The organism is Candidatus Eisenbacteria bacterium (genome assembly GCA_016930695.1).
Lineage (GTDB): Bacteria > Orphanbacterota > Orphanbacteria > Orphanbacterales > Orphanbacteraceae > JAFGGD01.
Genome location: JAFGGD010000053.1, coordinates 42,095 through 59,227 on the forward strand (window position 1 = coordinate 42,095; position 17,133 = coordinate 59,227).

A 17,133-nucleotide genomic window follows, 5' to 3' on the forward strand; every position below is an offset into this window, starting at 1 on the left:
GGTCGACATCGATTTCCGCAAAATGCGATTTTTCTCGCCTAGGTGCGCGACTGCTCGATCGTGGTGTTCGTCCGCTCTTCCTGTTTGGACTTCTATGGATTCTATTGCTATCCCTCGCCTCTCCCTGTAGCGCCGATTCCGCTCGTGTCCCCCCCATGGATCGATATCCACTGATATACGGCTCTCTGAAATTCCGCTTGGAGGAATCCGATTTTACACGCATGAACCGTTTTGACATCATCGAAATAGGCACGTGGGCCCTGGACGGAGAGAAAGGTTACATCGACTCCCTGCGGGTTCTTCGGGAAAGAAATCCCGATCTCGTCGTTCTGCTCTACGTGGTATGCAGCTTCTATTGTTCGAATTGGGGCAATCAAGACCTGCCGGGAAAGGCCGAATGGGACGCGTTGCTGGCGGAACACGACGATGACTGGCTTTTGCGGGACGTAGACGGGGACTTGGTCCGCCAAGAGAGCGTAGAGATGACATGTGACAACGGTAGGCTCAACTATATCCATAACGACATGGCCAGGGCCTATGCACGATTCATCGCCGATTCCCTTTTTATGGAAAACGCCGATGTCCTTGACGGGATACGGTTAGATGCAATCGTCAGCAGTGTTTACTATATGAATAATATGTTGGAGCGTGCGCTCCCCGGCTTGGATTCTATCGACACCAATCAAGACGGTATTCCGGATAATCGCGAGGATCTTCTCGAGGCATGGAGTGCGGGCGTTGACACATTCACGACCACGCTACGAAGACAACTCGGACCGGAACGATTAATTACGTTTAACGGAGCCCCACCCCTCGAAGCGTACCAGTGGTTGAACGGTCGCTATGTTGAAGAGTTTCCATTCGAATATGGTGTGGGGTGGGAAGGGAGTATGCTTAATTCGAAAAAAGGCTACCTGTCTTGTCAGGAGGACTACTCGGATCAACCACGCCGTCTCTCCGGTGGATTCACACTCAATTGCGTCTCTCCACACGATTATGATCCGTACCGCCTATCCACGAAGGACGAGCCTTATCCGCACCCAATGTTACCTCAATATCTTCGATTTACGCTCGGTTCGGCATTGCTCGGCGACGGCTGGTACACGATGACCGGATGGGGGAACACGGTCGATTGGAAGGACGACCCCGTGCCAATCATCCGTTCGACCCTCTGGTGGTTCGACCTGTACGACACGCTCCGGACCCACCTGGGAACGCCGACGGGAGAGGCGGTGCGGGACACCGCGAACGGGCTGGATCGTTTCGTCCGCGAGTACACGGGCGGAAGGGTGCGGGTCTACCCGCAGCTGGAGCGGGGGATCTTCGATCTGCGCCCCCACGTCGCTTTTCACGGGGAGACGCCGGAGACGGCGGTCCCCGGCGAGGCGATCCCGATCCGCTGGAGCGCGGAGGACCCCAACGGGGCCGCCCCTCTCGAGGTGGAACTGCGCCTCTCCCGCGACGGAGGCGCCACCTTCCCGGAGAGGATCGATCTCTTCGGGAGAAGCGATTCACTCACCTGGTGGACCGTGGACGGGGAGGCGGGGGAGAGCTGCGTCTTCCATCTCACCGCCGCCGACACCTCCGGCCTCAGCGACACGGTGACGAGCGCCCCCTTCCTCCTCTCGGACCCGCGCGTCGCCGACGGAGGCGCCGCCGAGGTGCACCCCGCCTTCTGGATCGTGAACACGCCGGCGCTCTACTGCACACTCTCGGTCGCCGTGGAGGACACGAGCGGGAAGGGATCGGGATGGGACCGCGCCGACCTGTTCCTCCCCGCGGGAATCGCCTTCCTCTCCTTCGCCGGCGCGGAGAGGGAGGGCGCCCCCCTCACCGCGGCCGCCTCCCGCGAAGAGAACGTGGTCCGGATCGCGCTCGCCCAGACCGCCGACGGACCGGAACCGGTCCACTTCCGCCTGCTCCTCGGCACTCCCTCCCTCCCGCGGCCGGACTCGCTCCTCTTCTCGGTCTCGGTGGAACACTCCTCGGCACCCGGCGAAACGCTCTGGCTCCCGCCGGGAAACGGAAACGGCATACCCGGGGACGGCGACGGGCTCGCGGTCCTCTGCGACTTCGGCCCGCCCGCCGAGCTCAGCGTGGAGCCCCCCTATGCGATCCTTCAGGCGGGGGACACCCTCCGATTCGACGCCGAGGGATGGGACCAGGCGGGGAACAGCGTCGAGGTGGAGCCGATATGGAGCGCCGTCGATTCGATCGGCGTCGTGGACGGGGGCGGGCTCTTCCTCGCCCTCCGCCCCGGTTCGCTCTCCGTGGCGGCCTCGGTGGCGGATCTGGAGGCGTACGCGACGATCCGGATCACGGCGGGCGACCCGGAATCGCTCCTCGTCCTGCCGGAGAGTCTCGCCGTCACCACGGACGACTCGGCCCTTTACGAGGCGTGGGCATGGGACGGCCTGGGGAACCCGATCGACACCGCCGTCGCCTGGTCCGTGGAGGACACGATCGCGTCCATCGACTCCGCCGGGCATCTCGAGCCGGAACGCCCCGGCTCGACCTTCGTGATCGCGACGCTCGGCGCCCTCGAAGCGCGCTCCCCCCTCCGGATCGCGCCCGGCGCGCCGGCTCTCGCGCGGATCGAGCCCCGCTCCCCGGCGATGGGACTCTGCGACTCCATCTCTTTTACCTGCGATCTTTTCGATCTCAAGGGGAATCCGACCGGGGGGACGGTGCTCTGGTCCGTCACGGACGGGGTCGCGGCGATCGACTCCGCCGGTCTCCTCCGCCCCGTCGCCGTCGGCGAAGGGTGGGTGCGCGCCGCATGCGGCGCGGTCCGCGACTCGGTTCCCTTGCGGGTCCTCTCCTCCGCCGTCGTCTCCTGGATCCTCGAGCCGAGTCGCCCGACCGTTTCGGCCGATTCGACCCTTCTCTTCACGATGCGGGGCGTCTCCTGCTCCGGAGAGACCCTCGCCGTCTTCCCCGATTGGATCCTCGAAGGAGGCGCGGGGGCGCTGAACGATTCGGGCGTCTTCACCCCTCTCCTCGCCGGCGAAGCGCTCGTGATCGCCGACGCGGGAGCCCACCGGGAAACGACCACCGTCACCGTGACCCCCGGCGCGCCGGCGGCGGTCGCCATCGATCCTCGAGAGGCCGAAACGGAACCGGACTCGACGATCCTTTTCCACGCCGTGGTGACCGACCGGCTCGGCAACCCGATCGACACATCCGTGGCCTGGGCGGGGACGGACTCCGTGGGATCGATCGACGGCGGAGGTCTCTTCACCGCGATCGCGCCGGGGAGGGCGCGGGTGACGGCGACCCGAGGCGACGCCGCGGACACCGCTTGGGTCACCGTGCGCGGGCCGGTAGATCCCGGTCCCGTGGAAACGGCCCTCTACCGAATCGTCGTGACGGACGCCCGCGCCGACGGCCCGGAGGGCGCGCGCGCCGACTCCATCCGCTTCACGGTCACCCCGCACGACTCCCTCGGGGATCCCTTCCCGGCCATCGGGCCCGAGTCTCTCCAAGTCACCTTCCGCCCCCTCGATCCGACGCTCCTCTTCTGCGGCGGCGAGGCGGAAACCTTCGACCTCCACGTCCCTCTCCCCGCCGAGATCGCCCTCCCCGCGGGCGGCGCGGGCGGTTGGGGATCTTTCGCGATCGAGGCGACCTCCTCCCTCGCGCGTTTTTCCGTCGCCGACACGGCGGCGATCGCCACGGCGGACCCGAACGGCGATCTCCGCGCCGGACTCGAGGACGCGGCGCTTCTCCTCGCCGACCGGGCGTCGGGCGGCTCCTTCCGTTCCGATCTGGACGGGAACGGCACGACGGATCTCTTCGACATGGAGGCGCTCGCCGCCGCATGGGGCGAAGGGTGCGGCGACCCGCCGGCCGAAGGAACCTGGCCCGGCGAGCTCCCCCTTTGGATCGGTCGGGAAGAGTTCGATCCGTCCTGCGCGGCCGGGTCGACCTCCACCCTGCTCAGCCTCTACGCGGGAAGCATCGACTCCCTCAGGGCGTTGGAGATCTCCCTTCCCAATCCCACGGGCGGCGTCTATCCCGTCGACCCGGTCGCGGGAATTCACTGGAAGGGTCCCGCGGTCTATCGGCTCCCGAGCGGGAAGGAAGAGATTCGCCTGTTCGTGGTGGACACCGTCGGCGCGCACCGCCCCGCCGGCGATATTCTTTTAGAGGTGCGCTTCTGCGGCGTCGAAATGGACGACTTCGCCGGCGGTCATTCTCTCTTCCGCACGCTCCGCTCCTCCGGCGTCGTCACGGACCGATGCGAGGCGCCCATCGAGTTCCATCTCGACACGGACGACGATGAGGAACCGGGCTTGGATCCGGACGACGGCGGTGGGACCGACGCGCCCGTCGATTTCGCCCTCTTCCCGGCCCGCCCCAACCCGTTCCGGAGCAGCGCCTCGATCCGTTACCGGGTGGCCGCCCCCGGCGGCTCCGTCTGGCTCGGCGTCTACAACGTCCGCGGCGAGAGGATCGCCGTGCTCGAAAACGGCCACCGCTCCCCCGGCGAATACGACCGGAATTGGGACGGGCGGGACGTCAACGGCCGCTCCGTTTCTCCGGGCGCCTACTTCGTCCTCTTCCGCTCCCCCGCGGAGACTTTTACTCGCAAGGTCGTTCTGGTCCCCTGATCGCGGGATTCCGGGGAGGCCTTCGTCTTCCGAAGGCTCAGTACTGGCCGAGGGTGCCGTCCTGCCGGGCCTTCCGTATGGCGAAGCGCGCCGAGAGAATGCCGAGAAGCAGGGCGGCGGCGGTGAAGATCAAGAGGGCGGCCAGCTCCTTTTTCAGCTCGCCGATCCCCGCGCCGGTCAGGAGCGCCATGCGCATCCCCTCCAGCGCGTAAGTGAGGGGAATCACCCAGGCCGCCTTCTGCAGCCAAGCGGGGAGAATCATCACCGGGTAGTAGACGCCCCCCAACAGCCGGGAGAGGGAAGTGAAGACCCAATTCACCGGGTTCCCGCGCTTCAGCACCAGGATGAAGCTGGCGGCCAGGATGCCGAGGCTGGAGAAGGCGATCACCGTGAGGCCCAGGAAAAGAAGCGCCGCCGGCAGATTGGGATGCTCCATCTCGAGACCGAAGAAGAGGACGCCGAGGAGCAAGTAGATCAGAATCTGAAAAGAAGCCCAGAGAAAACTCCAGATCGCCGACGAGAGCAGATAGGTCGAAAAACGGGTGGGCGTCGCGAGGACCGCCTCGAGCGTTCCCAGCACCTGCTCGTCCCGGATCCGCGAGGAGAATGCGTTCAGCCCGGTGGAGAGGTAATTCGAGAGGGCCACGCCGATCAGCACGAAAGAGAAATAGTCCCCGCCGTACTTCCCGAGATAGGGATTCATCGTCTGATCGATCAGTTTGGATAAAAAGTAAAAAAGGGTGAGCGTGAATGCGATCCCGAGGAGTTGCATGCCGAAGGCGAGCCGGTAGCTCGTCGTTACCTGCAGGTCTTTCCGGAGGAAAGCGAGCGGGCGCGCGATCTTCATCGCCGGTCCTCCTCCTCGGCGAACCGCCGGTAAACCTCCTCCAGCGAACCCCGGCCCATCTCCATGCGAAGGATCTCATCGCACGACGCGCGAACCGCTTCGAGGAGCGCCGAGGCTCGGAAACCCTCCCGATCCGCCCGGACGCGGCAGGCGTGCGTCTCCCCCTCCCTCCCGTCCGGCGGATCGACACCCCGCACGCCCGGGAGAGAGGCGATCCGCTCCGTCCATTCCGCCGTGGGCCCGCGCACCTCCAGGTCGATACGGATGGGAACGTCGAAACGGCCGAGGATCTGTTCCGGCTCGCCGCAGGCGAGCAGCTCCCCCTTGTGGAGAAAGGCGAGACGATCCGCCACTCGATCCACCGCCCCCAGGTCATGGCTGGAGATCAGCACCGCCCTCCCCGTCTCGCGGGAGATGGAACGGATCCTCTCCAAAAAACGGCCGGCGGTGTAAGGGTCGAGTCCGCGGGTCGGCTCGTCGAGGAGGAGCACCGGCCTGCCCCCGAGAAGGGCGCGCGCCACCGAGAGCTTCTGGCGCGTGCCCGTGGAATAGGTCATGAAACGGTCGTCGATCTCGCCGATCCGAAGCAGCTCCGCCGCGTCCTCCAGGTCTCTCTCGATCCGTTCCGGCGGGAGACCGAGGAGCCGTCCGAAGAAGCGGAGGTTCTGCCGCCCCGTCAGGCGGTAGTAGAAGCTGCGCTCCTCGCTCATGCAATAGCCGATGCGGCCGCGGGTCTCCAGACTCCTCCGCGTCACGTCGAAACCGTGCACCTCCGCGCTTCCCTCGGTGGGAAGAACCAGCGAGGCGAGGATCTTCAGCACCGTCGACTTCCCGGAACCGTTCGGGCCGAGGAGGGCGACGATCTCCCCTTCCTCCACTTGGAAGCCGACTTCGTGAAGCGCGCGAAGACGGGACCGCCGGAAGGGCGCGCGCATCCATTCGCCGAGTCCGCGGCGGATCGGGTACCACTTGGTCAGGTTTCGGACCCGGACGGCCGGCATGAGTTCCCTCTCAGCGTGGCGCACGCAACCAGGCGATCAACAGGTGAAGAATCAGGTCGCCCGAAGCGTAGAGCCCGGCGAAGAAACGACGGAGCCGGGAGCCGAAGGGCGGCCGGCTCTCCTCGGAAAAATACACCTCGGCGCGAAACGTCTCGTCCGGAAAAAGCAGCCGGAAGAGAAAAACCGCCGGACGCCGATATCCGAAATGATACCCGCACCAGAGGCGGAGGCGAACCACACGTCCCTGCTTGATGCCGAAAAAGTCGGTCCAACGGAAACGGAAGGCGAAACGGCGGATTCGCGGGGGCGCCTCGCGCAGCCTCCTTTTGTCGCCGCGAAACTTGTCCAGGAAGAAGAGCGCCGTGCGCGCTTCCTCCTCGATCGACCACTCCCGGGCGCGCCCCAAAAGAGCGTCGCGGTTCACCTCCCCTCCCTCTTCGAGCACCCGGTCCAGGTCGACGATCCTCTTTAACGACGTGAACTGGTCGAGTCGGAGGCTGGCGCAGAGAAAGACCGCCTCGTCCAGAGGGTTCAACACGCGGATCTCGCCGCCCCGGAACGGGATCTCTCTCCCCTTGCGGAAGAGTTCCGCCGTGTCGACGTTCCGATTCACCGGGAAGGGGAGGAGGTTCCAGTGAAGCTCCACAACCTCCAGAGCGGCGCGACGGCGCACGAATACCAAGTGGAAGTGATGCCGCCTGTACCATGCCCGCGACTGCACTCCCTCGAACAGGTCATAGCCGAGACGGCGCAGTACCCGTTCGCCCAAGGAGAGGCTCTCGGGGGGAATGAGCAGGTCCAGGTCCCTCACGTCCCGCCGCGCGGGATCGCCGAAATACCGCGCGCCGAAAGGAAGCCCCTTGAGAACGATGTGCGGAAGCCCCATCGCCCGGAACGCGCCGGTCACCTCGTCGAACTCGCTCTCCTTGACCAGGGAACGAAACGCGGCGCGCTCTCCTTCGCCGATGATCCGACCGGCGAGCGCGTCGGGGAAAAGGGAACGGATCGGTTCGTCGCCCGCCAGAATCGAAGCGGCGAGAGAAACGGTGCGCGAGCAGAAAAGGAGTTCCTCGAGAAGATCCCAGTCGAACCAACGGTCCCGGGAGAGCGTCTCCCGGAGATGATCCGAATTCGGTTTCTTCCGGAGCAACTCCAGCAGGAACTCCGCCTCCCTTTGCCTGCGCATCGGTCCTACCCTTCTTCCCGTTATTCGCGGCGCGGGAGCGTGAACACGCAGGTGTATCCCGCGAGGTCCTCTCCCCTCTCCAGGAACGGTTCGCCGCCGAGAACGAGCCATGCGTGCCCCTGCAAATCGGCGCGCTCGGGGCTGACCCCGAAACCGATCTCCGTTTCGAGGCCGCTCCCGCGCAACAGATTGGCGAGGATCAGCGCGCGGCGCAAGCAGGTTCTTCGGAAGGGGAACCAGCGCGCGCGCAGAAGACCCTCCGTGACGGCGACGGCGATGGCCGCCTTCTCGACGTCGAAGGGGAGCGCGGCGCTCGTGGAAGGGGGCGGGTAGAGCGCCTCCACGCGCCGAAAAGAGAGCAACACCGGTAGGCGGATCGCCTCCCAGGCGGCGCGCAGGAGAAAAGGGAAGTTCTCCGGATCGAAGAGCACGCGAGCGGGGAGAGGCTGCTCGAGGATCAGCCGCTCCAGGCGGGCCGGCGTTTCCTCGGTTGAGCGCTCGTTCATCCGATCTTCCTCCCCGGGGAGAAGCGCCCCACCGGCCCCCCTTCCCCCGCCTCTCACCCGGAGGGCGCCTCCTGCAGCCCGGCGATCCTCTCCGGAAGCCGCCGTAGGTCCCTTCCGAAGAGAAGGCGATAAGAACGCACGCTCTCGACGAACCGCGAGAGGATCCGGATGTGCCTCTCCATCGCGTCCCGCCGCGCCGGCAGAACGGACTGGGGCATCAGCCGGATCATCGCCTCATGCGGGGGGAGCGGCTCGAATTCGCTTCTCGCCCGGTTCACGATTTCCGGAAAGAGAAGCAGGCTCGGCGTGACGCCGGTGCGTCGGCCCGGACCGGGCAGCCTTTCTTCGGGAAGAAGGAATTTGCGTCCCGAGGGAACGAGATGTTCCTTCCATTCCGGGAAGAAGCGCGCGGTTCCCTTGCCGACCTTCACCGACTCGGGGAAGGAATCGAGCCGGATCGCCTCCTCTTCCAGGGAGACAAAGAGAGTGTCGTCTGCGACGAAGGGTGCCCCCGCGGCGATGGCCGAAAGCACGGCCGTCGACTTGCCGGCGCCGCTCGGGCCCGATACCACCACCCATCTCCGGTCGACCCGAAAACAGGATCCGTGCACCGGATAATGCCCGCGATGGCGCATCCATTCGAGCAGGGGAATGAAAAAGAGCCTGTGGCCGATCACCCATCCGCCCGGCAGATGATCCGGATGAATCCTCCCTTCCACTTCACCCCGATCGAGTCGATAGCTCGCGATCGACTTTCCGTCCACCACGATCCACCCCTCCTCGCCGGCGCCGTAGAGGGAGAAATCATGATAGGGGGACGCGCCCAGTTCCTCCATGCGATCGAAGTCGGGGAGGTCCCGTGCGCCGTCTTCGACGTGGAAGCGGAAGGAAAGGTCGGGAGGATCGTCGAAGGGTTCGGTGCGCAGCTGATGGGCGACGTCGAGGATTCTCTCCACGATCGTGGAGTCGGCGGAACGGACCCGGATGCGCTCCCCGAGAAGGGAAAGGTAAAGGTTCTGCATAGGGAACCCGGAGGTCAGGAGGAAACGGTGACGACGAGCCCCTGTTCGAGCATCCTCTCCGCCAACTCCAGGCAATCCCGGAGCGCTGTCTCCTCGTCCACCTCGAACCGATCCACGACTTTTCGCGCGATCGCCGACAGAGGTTTGCCGCCGTCGATCTCGCCCCAAATCACTTGCCCTGTACGATTCAAGCTGAAATAAAATCCGCTGTCCAGATCGACGAGAATCCCCTTCCCCTCGATCGTTCGCCACGGGACGTTGGAGGATCGTTTGATAACGGTGTCGGGACCGACTTTCACCTTCGCACTCTCTCCCTTCCTGATATCCGCCGCCGAACCGAGCCCGTAAAAAACGGGGAAGCCTTGCCGTGCTGGCTTCCCCATCTTATCACGAGACCGCGAGACCGAATAACAGATCAACCGCCGGTTTGCTTGGCGCTGGTCTCTTCCTTGCCGACGTAGAGGGCGTCATGCGAGAGCAAGGTGATCTCCTTCAGACTGCCGTGTCGGAGCAACTCCGGCCGCTCATAAGATTCCCGCTCTCTCTTGTCCACGCTATCCATGGTTCTCTTCACTCCACCCCAAGTGCCCCCCGCCTTACCGAGAGTAACTTACTCACGGCTTCGGCGATCAAGCGGCGGACCGAGGTTTACCCGCCGCCTCAGGGGTCCATAACCTAACAGAAAAGCCTTCAGACTCTTCAATCTACACGCTGATAAAGAGGATTGTCAATCACGTTCTTGTGCCGGAACGTATATCTGTATATATGATTATATGTTGTGGTGTTTTCCTGAAGTTGTTTCTTGGCTTCCCCTCCCCTCCCTCTTTCCCCTCTTTCTACGGCCGGGCGACCCCCTTGGTCCGGAAGCGGAGAGAGACGTGAAGAGGATCCCCCGACATGCGTGGGTCGGTTCGCCACTCCGGCCCCCTGAACCCACCCGCGTGTTCGTGGCTGTTCCGCTCCGCGACCGGATCGACGAGAACGCCGGTGGCGGGCGGCGCTCCGCGGGGCCGGGATTATCGGGGCTTCTCCTCACCGCCTTCTCTCGCGCGATGCAGCCATCGCCGATACCAGAACCATCCGGCGATCACGAGGGCATGACCGATTTCCCCCCTCTCCACCATGCCGTCGATCTCGTCGGCGCCGGCGAGAAGCACGTCGATCTCCTCGCCGGGATCGAGACGGAGTTCGTCGGTCTGAAGGGTGTTCTCGGCGAGAAAGGTGTAGCAGCGATTCGTCTGGAAAGCGGGATTCGGCTCCACGGTTCCGAGGAGAAGGAAGCGCTCCGCCGTGTATCCGGTCTCTTCCCGAAGCTCCCGCCGAGCCGCCGCTTCGGGGCCGCCGTCGGAACGATCCACCGCCCCGCCGGGAATCTCCACGGTGTACCGCCGCGCGCCCACGCGCCATTGCCGGACCAGGACGAAGAGCCCCTCGGGGGTGCGGGCCACCACGTTCACCCAATCGGAGCATTCAAGAATGGAGTAGTCCTTTTGGTATCCCGTGTGGGGCGAGACCGCGCGGTCTCTTCGGACGGTGAAGATGCCGTGATCCCCGACCCGTGCCGTTTCGATTACCTTCCAGTCCGAATCCATTTTCCCTCCTCGCGACGAATCGGAGTATAGAGAGGGTGTCGGTCTTCCGCAAGATGGGCCGTCTCGTTGACTTTCCCGCCCGGCTTCAGTACGTTCGTGAGGATGGTCGCGAGTCCCGCCGGAGCACGCGCCCCCCTCTCTTTGCGCGGCGGGCGGGGCGATCGCGCCCGACAAGCGCCGCCGGATCGGAGGGTCCTTCACCGTGAGCGATTGGTCTTTCCCGAACGGGGGCTTTGTCCCCGCTTTCCTCATCGTTCCCGTTCCGGAGAACCGGATGGATAAGCTTCGCGGCGCGACGGGCTCTCTCTTTCCCCAAACGGCTTCGGTCGTCGCCTTCGATCGCTGGGAAGCTTCCTCCGCCCACGCTCGCCGGCGTTGGAACAAAAAGGTCCATCAGCTGGTTCTGAGCGGCCCGAACCTCGCCGACGAGGGGATTCCGATACGCCGGGAAGGCGAACACTTCCGCATCGACGGCGAGATCCACGAGAGGCACGTACTCAATCTCCGCATGCCTACGCGCCGTCAGGTGAGCGCGGGCGGAGTGGTTCGCCACGGCACGCCGTCGAGTTCCGTTCTCCTGTTGATCCAGTTCGACCGAAAAGGGGCGCTCCGTTGGGAGATCCCCAAAGGGAAGATCCGGCGTAGGGAGACCTGCCGGCGGGCGGCGATCCGGGAGGTGCGGGAAGAGACGGGGATCACGGTGCCTCTCCTCTTACGCGACCGGATCGGTCGGGTGGACTATACCTTCCCCTGCGGCGACGGCCGGCTCGTCTTCAAGACGGTGCACTATTACCTGATCGAAGCGGAAAGGGAAGGCGCCGTCGAACCGCGCACCGAAGAGGGGATCCGTGACGTCCGCTGGTTCTCCGCCGAAAACGCCCGGGAGATCGTCTCTTTTCCCAACCTGAGACCGATTCTGCGGCGCGCCGCCGAGGCGCCCGTGGGCGACGACGGGAAAAGGGCTTCCCCGTGAACGTGACGATGTTTCTCTTTCACACCTTTCGGAACGACCACCGGGTGTTGAAGGAGGCGCGGAGCCTGATCGGCGCGGGCCACCGGGTCACCCTGATCGCGATCCGCGAGGAGACGAAATCGCCGGAGTGGAGCACCGAGGAGGGGATCCGTGTCCGGCGGATTCGGCTTCATCGCTGGCCCTCTCCCAAGGGACGGTACGCCGAGTACTTCCTGCGCGCCGCGTGGGCGGCGCGCGCCACCCACGCCGACGTCTATCACGCCCACGATCTGGACACTCTTTTCCCCGCCGTTCTCGCTTCCCGCTTCGGCCGGAAACCGGTCGTTTACGATTCCCATGAACTCTTCACCGAAACGCATTTTCTCATCGGCCGGGAGAGGGAGAAGAGGATCTGGTCCGCCCTCGAGAGAAGACTGATCCGGCACGCCCGGCGGGTCGTGACCGTATCCGAGCCGATCGCCGAGGAACTGAGTAAACGGTACGGGATCCTCCGGCCCGTCGTGATCCGCAACTGTCCCGTCTACCATCCTCCCCCCGCTCCGCGTCCTCTCTTCACGGAGAAACCCGGGGAGCCTCTCTTCCTCTGTCAAGGATATCTGCAGGAGGGGCGTGGTTTGGAAACTCTCGTCCGAGCGATGGCCTTCGTCCCGCGCGGTAGACTTCTCCTCCTCGGCGACGGTGACCGCATGCGTGAAGAACTGGAGCGCCTTGTTCGGGAGACGGGAGTCTCGGAAAGGGTCCTTTTCCAACCCGCCGTCCCGATCGAGGATCTCCCCTCGCGCACCGCGTCGGCCACGATCGGACTCATCGCCTACACCGCCGCGTCGCTGAACTTCCTTTACGCGTTGCCGAACAAGTTCTTCGAGTACATCATGGCGGGCGTCCCCGTCCTTTCCACCGATCTCCCCGAACTGCGGCGGTTGATCGAACAGCACGGCGTGGGAGAGATCGTCGAGCCGAGCACTCCGGAGGCTTTCGCCGGCGCGATGAACCGTTTGGCGGCCGACCCGGACCACCTGGGACGTCTTCGAAAACGATGTCTGGACGCGGCGCGGACTCTTCACTGGGGAGAGGAGGAGAAAAAATTGATCCATCTTTACGGAGAGTTTGAGGAGCAGGGTTCCCGTCGCGCGGGATGAGCGGACGGCGACTCGATCGCTGAAAGAAACATCACCTTCCGTCCAGAACCCCGACTCGCATTCCTCTTCCGCACGGCTATCGAAGCCCGCTCCAACTTCACCGCCGTGCCTTCATGGTCGCGAGAAGCCGAACGACCGTGAAAACCTCGTGGGAGTGGCTATCGATTCGTGGCTCGTTCCATCCTCACCGCTAAGCCTTCATGGTCGCGAGAAGCTCAACGACCACAAAAAGCCCGGAAAAACCGCCATCGCTTTGTGGCCCGCTCCAACTTCCCGCCGTGCTTTCATGGTCGCAAGAACCCGAACGACCGTGAAAAGAAGTCCGGAAATAGCACTACCGTTCGGTTGAAACGAGCGCGGAGGAAAGAGCCGGGCGCTCGTCCAAGAGACGATACCGTGAAAAGCGATGCGAAACTCACGTCTCAGCCGCGCCGATCACCCGAGATACTCAAAACCGCCTGAAAAGACCGACGACCTTCCCCACGATTCGGAACTCTTCGCTGGAGGGATCGACCGCAATCGGTTGCATCGTTCGGTTCTCCGGCCGGAGTTCGATCCGGTTTCCCTTGCGATAAAAACGCTTCACGGTCGCTTCCTCCCCGATCAACGCCACGACGATCTCGCCGTTTCTCGCTTCGGAAGCCGGACGAACCAGGATCCAATCGCCGTCGTCGATGTGGGCTTCGATCATGCTGTCCCCGTTGACGCGGAGAAGAAACTCGTCTCCCCCCTTTCGGAAGGAGGGATCGACCACGATTTTCTCTTCAATGTTCTCCTCGGCGAGAATAGGCTGGCCCGCCGCGACTCGGCCGACGAGGGGAACCAGGTTCGCGTCCTCTTCCCGGTCGATATGGATCAGTTCCAGCGCTCTCGACTTACCGAGCCCCCTACGGATATACCCTTTTCTCTCCAGAGCGGTGAGGTGATCCACCACCCCCTTGGTGGATCGAATCCCGAAGCGGAATCCGATCTCCCGGATCGTTGGGGGATAACCGTTTTCTCGGTAGTGCTCGACCAGAAACTCATAGATCTCGTTTTGTCTCTCGGTCAGCTCCTTCATGACACCTCTCTCTCTCCGGATGACGGAACGGCCGCACGGCGGCGGCCGCCCACTCCTTCGGCACGATCGAGGAAGGGGAACGCGGTTTGCGAATCGGCCCTCTTTCCATGAACCCCTCCGTTTCTTCCGGCGAGCCTCCTCGCGGCCGCACTCTCCCTACGGGGAACGACGGAACGTCCTCTGTCGGGAGGTCGGCGCGCGGGGACGGGCAGTGTTCCCCCCTTCTCGCCACTCTCCTGAAAGGCGCGCGCGAGCCGAAGCAGCTCCTCCCTCGGGAACCGATCGCGCGCCAAGCGTTCCAGTAGATCGGCGTTGGAAAGGAAAGGACCCTCACGGTCCCGCGCTCTCTCGAAACGCGCCGCCTTTTCCCCGTCCATGCCGGGCACGGCGACGAGGCCGATGCGAACCGCCCCCTCTTCCTCGAGAAAAGCGAAAACACTGCGGTTTCGATCGAGAGGAAGAAGCCGGATCCCCTCTCTGCGGTAGCTCGCCATCCTTTCCCTCAGCGTCTCCCTCCGCCACGCCGCCGCGTTCAGCGAAGCGCAGGCGAATCGCACGGGATCCACGCTCTTGCGCGCCGCGGCGCGCGCGATCCGCGCGGCGAGCGCTTCGAAATCCGCCCTCCTCGCCGCATGAGGAGCGAGGCCGAGAAGGATCGAGAAGATCCTCGCCGCGCGCGCCGGAGACGCGCCTCGATCCGCCGCCCGGCGCAAAAAGAGAGAGCGATCTCCCGCCAGATCCGCGCCGTTTCCGGCCCGCATTTTCCTGAGCAACCCTTCCGCTTCCTCCCATCCCCCGCCGGAAACGGAGCGGATGATCTGCAACAACTGTTCCTGATAGAAGGGAATTCCTTCCGTCTCCCTGAGAATCGTTTCCAACCCGGCGGCGAGAGGAGGGGGTTGTCTCTCTCCCTCACGAATCCGAACGATACGATCGAAAAGTTCGGTCAACTGGCGGTTCCCTCCGGCCGCCGCCAAGAGAACGGTGAGGTCCGACACGGATCGAGGAGGAAAACGGCGCATTCCGGCCGCCATCGCGGCGCTTCTCCCCTCGAAAAGACCGGCCCACTTCCCATCGCGCAATAGATAGAGAGGATCGGCGCCATTTCCTGGAATCGAGCCGCTCTCCCGTAGCGTTCCGAGAAGGGTCGATGCATGAACCGCGATCCCTACGGCTTCGGCGGCGCCCCGGCTTTCCGGATCAAAACGCCAAAGGTCGACCCCTCTCTCGACCCACACCAACGTTTTTCGATCCCTGCGGAAGCCGACCACGAATCGATTCGCACTCGTCGTTTTATTCCCACCGAAAAGAGGATCCGGACTCGGGTTCCCTCGATTGTTCGCGTCGAAGGGTTGTCGGGTGGGTGGTTTTTGGTTCGTTCCGGATCCTTTTTCCGATGGGCCGATCGCTTTTCCCGCCTCCGATTCGTTGAGACGCTCCGCGAGTGTGACAGGGAGAAGGGCGGGAAGGACGCCGCCGGGGAATCGCCGCTCTAAAACCCCGGGGAGAAGGAGAGCGCTCTTGGGATCCGCCTCCACGAGAATCCGCGCCTCCCTCTCGGCGGACACGAAGGAATCGATGGACGAAAGGACCTCTTCTCCCCCCATTTCAGCCGGCTGGAGCCCGGAAAGGCGTCCGATCAAACCGCCCGAGAGAAGGGAGGTGTGAAGTTCCGCGTCCGGCTCGCTCCTGCGGACTGTTCGGAAGGCCTCGGCCAGATAAACCGCCGCCGGGAGGAGACCGCTCTCCTCCAACCTCCACAGTTCACTCCAGAACCGTCTCTCCGCTTCCCGCCTCCGCCAACGCGGCTCCTTTCCAAAGAGACGCCCCAGTTCCCGGAGACCGACGCGGATCATCTCGTCCCTTTCGGCGCCCCGTTCCCCCGTCCAGGGAACGTTCTCCCACTCCCGCAGACAACGCTCGGAAATCTCCAACGTCTTACGGAGAGGTTCCGGATCGTCCGCGTAACGGAGCGACATCTCCTCCGATCCCGGCAGATGAGAGGCACCCTCTACGCGGAGGGGATCGATCCTCCCCTCCCCCTCTTCCCCCGCGAATCTCTCCCGCATCCGTAGGAGCACGTTCCGATCCACTTCCTTAAGGTAGCGGACCGGATCGGCGGCGATGCGCGGCGTTCCATATCGGGATTCCAGGCGACGCAGAAATGGCTCCACGAGACTCTCCCGCGCGGAACCGGTCCGAGAGGTCTCCAGATAGAGGCGGGATCGATCGAAACGTTCCGCGAGGAGACCGGCGGCGCGGTGCGCCTCTCCCACCCTTCCGGCGGCATAGGCGCCGGAAAGCGGCCCACTCAGCCCCCCCGTCATCACGATCCACCCGCCGGCCGCCTCCGCCAGTTCATCGATGCGTGCAATCCCGGCGAAACCCGGCGCGCGATCCTCCCGGTGGAGCCTTTCTAGGAAGCGCCCGAGACGGTCCCTTCCCTCCGCACTCTCCGCGAGAAGGGTGAGCGTGTAGGGGGCGGTCATTCTCTCCCTCTCCCCCGGAATGGGGAAACGGACCTCCACCTCCGCGCCAAGAATCAGCCGGATCCCTCTCTCCCTCGCGAAAGAGGTCGCTTGAACCGCTCCCAAAAGCCCGCTCCGATCGGTCACCGCCGCCGCCCCCAACCCGGCGCGAGCGAGCGCCTCCACCGCCTCCTCCGGCTCGATCGCCGACAGGAGTGGTGAGAAGCGTGTGTGAATCCGAAGCGGGACGTATGAGGGGCTCAAATGGGACTCCTTTCCGGCGTGTCCGCCGTCCTGCACAAAAGGTACTACACATTTGTACACACGGTCAAGGTTTTTTTGTCCGTCCGAGAAAAATCTACATTTGTTCGGGTAACCGAACGCGGAGGTCCGCCCCGGGAGGTTTTTCGGTAAAAGAGTCCTTCGATGCCGGGAGCATTCCGCTCCTCTCGTAGAAAATTTGGTACCGGAGCCGTTAGGGAAGGGGATAAATCGATACCGATAGCAACACCGATACCGATAAAGGCACCCTCACCCTCTCCCGCCATCCCCTCCGCCTCCTCCCCGGACGGACGGCGTGATCCTTCGAGGAGAAGGGGCGGGACGGGGGCCCCCACCTCTCGAGGTGCGTGAGGAATTGCCGCGCGAGGTCGCACCCTTGTGGAAACTCCGTGGCGATCACGAACCCACCCAGGGGGCGGCACGCCCCGGACTCCGAGAGGGATT

The 17,133-nt window shown here is 64.2% G+C and carries 13 protein-coding genes; 3 read left to right on the plus strand and 10 right to left on the minus strand.

The genetic code is table 11. From position 1 onward, the window contains the following. Positions 1 to 221 precede the first annotated feature (221 nt). Complete coding sequence (locus tag JW958_12640; GenBank protein MBN1827097.1) at positions 222 to 4,613, plus strand: Ig-like domain-containing protein; 4,392 nt, start codon at positions 222 to 224, stop codon at positions 4,611 to 4,613. Between the two features lie 37 nt (positions 4,614 to 4,650). Here the strand turns inward: JW958_12640 and JW958_12645 are convergent, their stop codons facing one another. The 8 genes from JW958_12645 to JW958_12680 all read right to left on the minus strand — a co-directional run bounded on the left by JW958_12645 (position 4,651) and on the right by JW958_12680 (position 10,767). Beyond that, on the minus strand, positions 4,651 to 5,460 hold the full coding sequence (locus JW958_12645) for an ABC transporter permease (protein MBN1827098.1): 810 nt from the start codon (positions 5,458 to 5,460) through the stop codon (positions 4,651 to 4,653). Further along, positions 5,457 to 6,461 carry an ABC transporter ATP-binding protein gene (locus JW958_12650; protein ID MBN1827099.1) on the minus strand — a complete coding sequence of 335 codons (1,005 nt, stop codon included), beginning with the start codon at positions 6,459 to 6,461 and terminating at the stop codon, positions 5,457 to 5,459. The genes JW958_12645 and JW958_12650 overlap by 4 nt, the downstream gene beginning before the upstream one ends. A gap of 10 nt (positions 6,462 to 6,471) precedes the next feature. After that, the gene (locus JW958_12655; protein ID MBN1827100.1) at positions 6,472 to 7,647 is read right to left on the minus strand and encodes a nucleotidyltransferase family protein; all 1,176 of its coding nucleotides are present in this window, start codon (positions 7,645 to 7,647) and stop codon (positions 6,472 to 6,474) included. Between the two features lie 20 nt (positions 7,648 to 7,667). Beyond that, on the minus strand, positions 7,668 to 8,153 hold the full coding sequence (locus JW958_12660) for a lasso peptide biosynthesis B2 protein (GenBank protein MBN1827101.1): 486 nt from the start codon (positions 8,151 to 8,153) through the stop codon (positions 7,668 to 7,670). Positions 8,154 to 8,206: 53 nt separating this feature from the next. Continuing rightward, the gene (locus JW958_12665; GenBank protein MBN1827102.1) at positions 8,207 to 9,175 is read right to left on the minus strand and encodes a hypothetical protein; all 969 of its coding nucleotides are present in this window, start codon (positions 9,173 to 9,175) and stop codon (positions 8,207 to 8,209) included. Between the two features lie 14 nt (positions 9,176 to 9,189). Further along, on the minus strand, positions 9,190 to 9,474 hold the full coding sequence (locus tag JW958_12670; GenBank protein ID MBN1827103.1) for a PqqD family protein: 285 nt from the start codon (positions 9,472 to 9,474) through the stop codon (positions 9,190 to 9,192). 116 nt (positions 9,475 to 9,590) lie between these two features. Next, complete coding sequence (locus JW958_12675; GenBank protein ID MBN1827104.1) at positions 9,591 to 9,737, minus strand: lasso RiPP family leader peptide-containing protein; 147 nt, start codon at positions 9,735 to 9,737, stop codon at positions 9,591 to 9,593. Between the two features lie 454 nt (positions 9,738 to 10,191). After that, on the minus strand, positions 10,192 to 10,767 hold the full coding sequence (locus tag JW958_12680) for an NUDIX hydrolase (protein MBN1827105.1): 576 nt from the start codon (positions 10,765 to 10,767) through the stop codon (positions 10,192 to 10,194). Between the two features lie 274 nt (positions 10,768 to 11,041). On the opposite strand from JW958_12680, the gene JW958_12685 reads away from it, so the two are divergent. Next, on the plus strand, positions 11,042 to 11,740 hold the full coding sequence (locus JW958_12685) for an NUDIX domain-containing protein (protein ID MBN1827106.1): 699 nt from the start codon (positions 11,042 to 11,044) through the stop codon (positions 11,738 to 11,740). Further along, positions 11,737 to 12,879: a glycosyltransferase family 4 protein gene (locus JW958_12690; GenBank protein ID MBN1827107.1), complete on the plus strand. Its 1,143-nt coding sequence runs from the start codon at positions 11,737 to 11,739 to the stop codon at positions 12,877 to 12,879. Before JW958_12685 ends, JW958_12690 begins: the two co-directional genes overlap by 4 nt. A 448-nt stretch (positions 12,880 to 13,327) precedes the next feature. On the opposite strand, the gene lexA is transcribed toward JW958_12690, so the two are convergent. Beyond that, positions 13,328 to 13,939: a transcriptional repressor LexA gene (gene lexA / locus JW958_12695; GenBank protein MBN1827108.1), complete on the minus strand. Its 612-nt coding sequence runs from the start codon at positions 13,937 to 13,939 to the stop codon at positions 13,328 to 13,330. Beyond that, positions 13,936 to 16,671 carry a PHP domain-containing protein gene (locus JW958_12700; GenBank protein ID MBN1827109.1) on the minus strand — a complete coding sequence of 912 codons (2,736 nt, stop codon included), beginning with the start codon at positions 16,669 to 16,671 and terminating at the stop codon, positions 13,936 to 13,938. The genes lexA and JW958_12700 overlap by 4 nt, the downstream gene beginning before the upstream one ends. Positions 16,672 to 17,133: the final 462 nt, after the last annotated feature.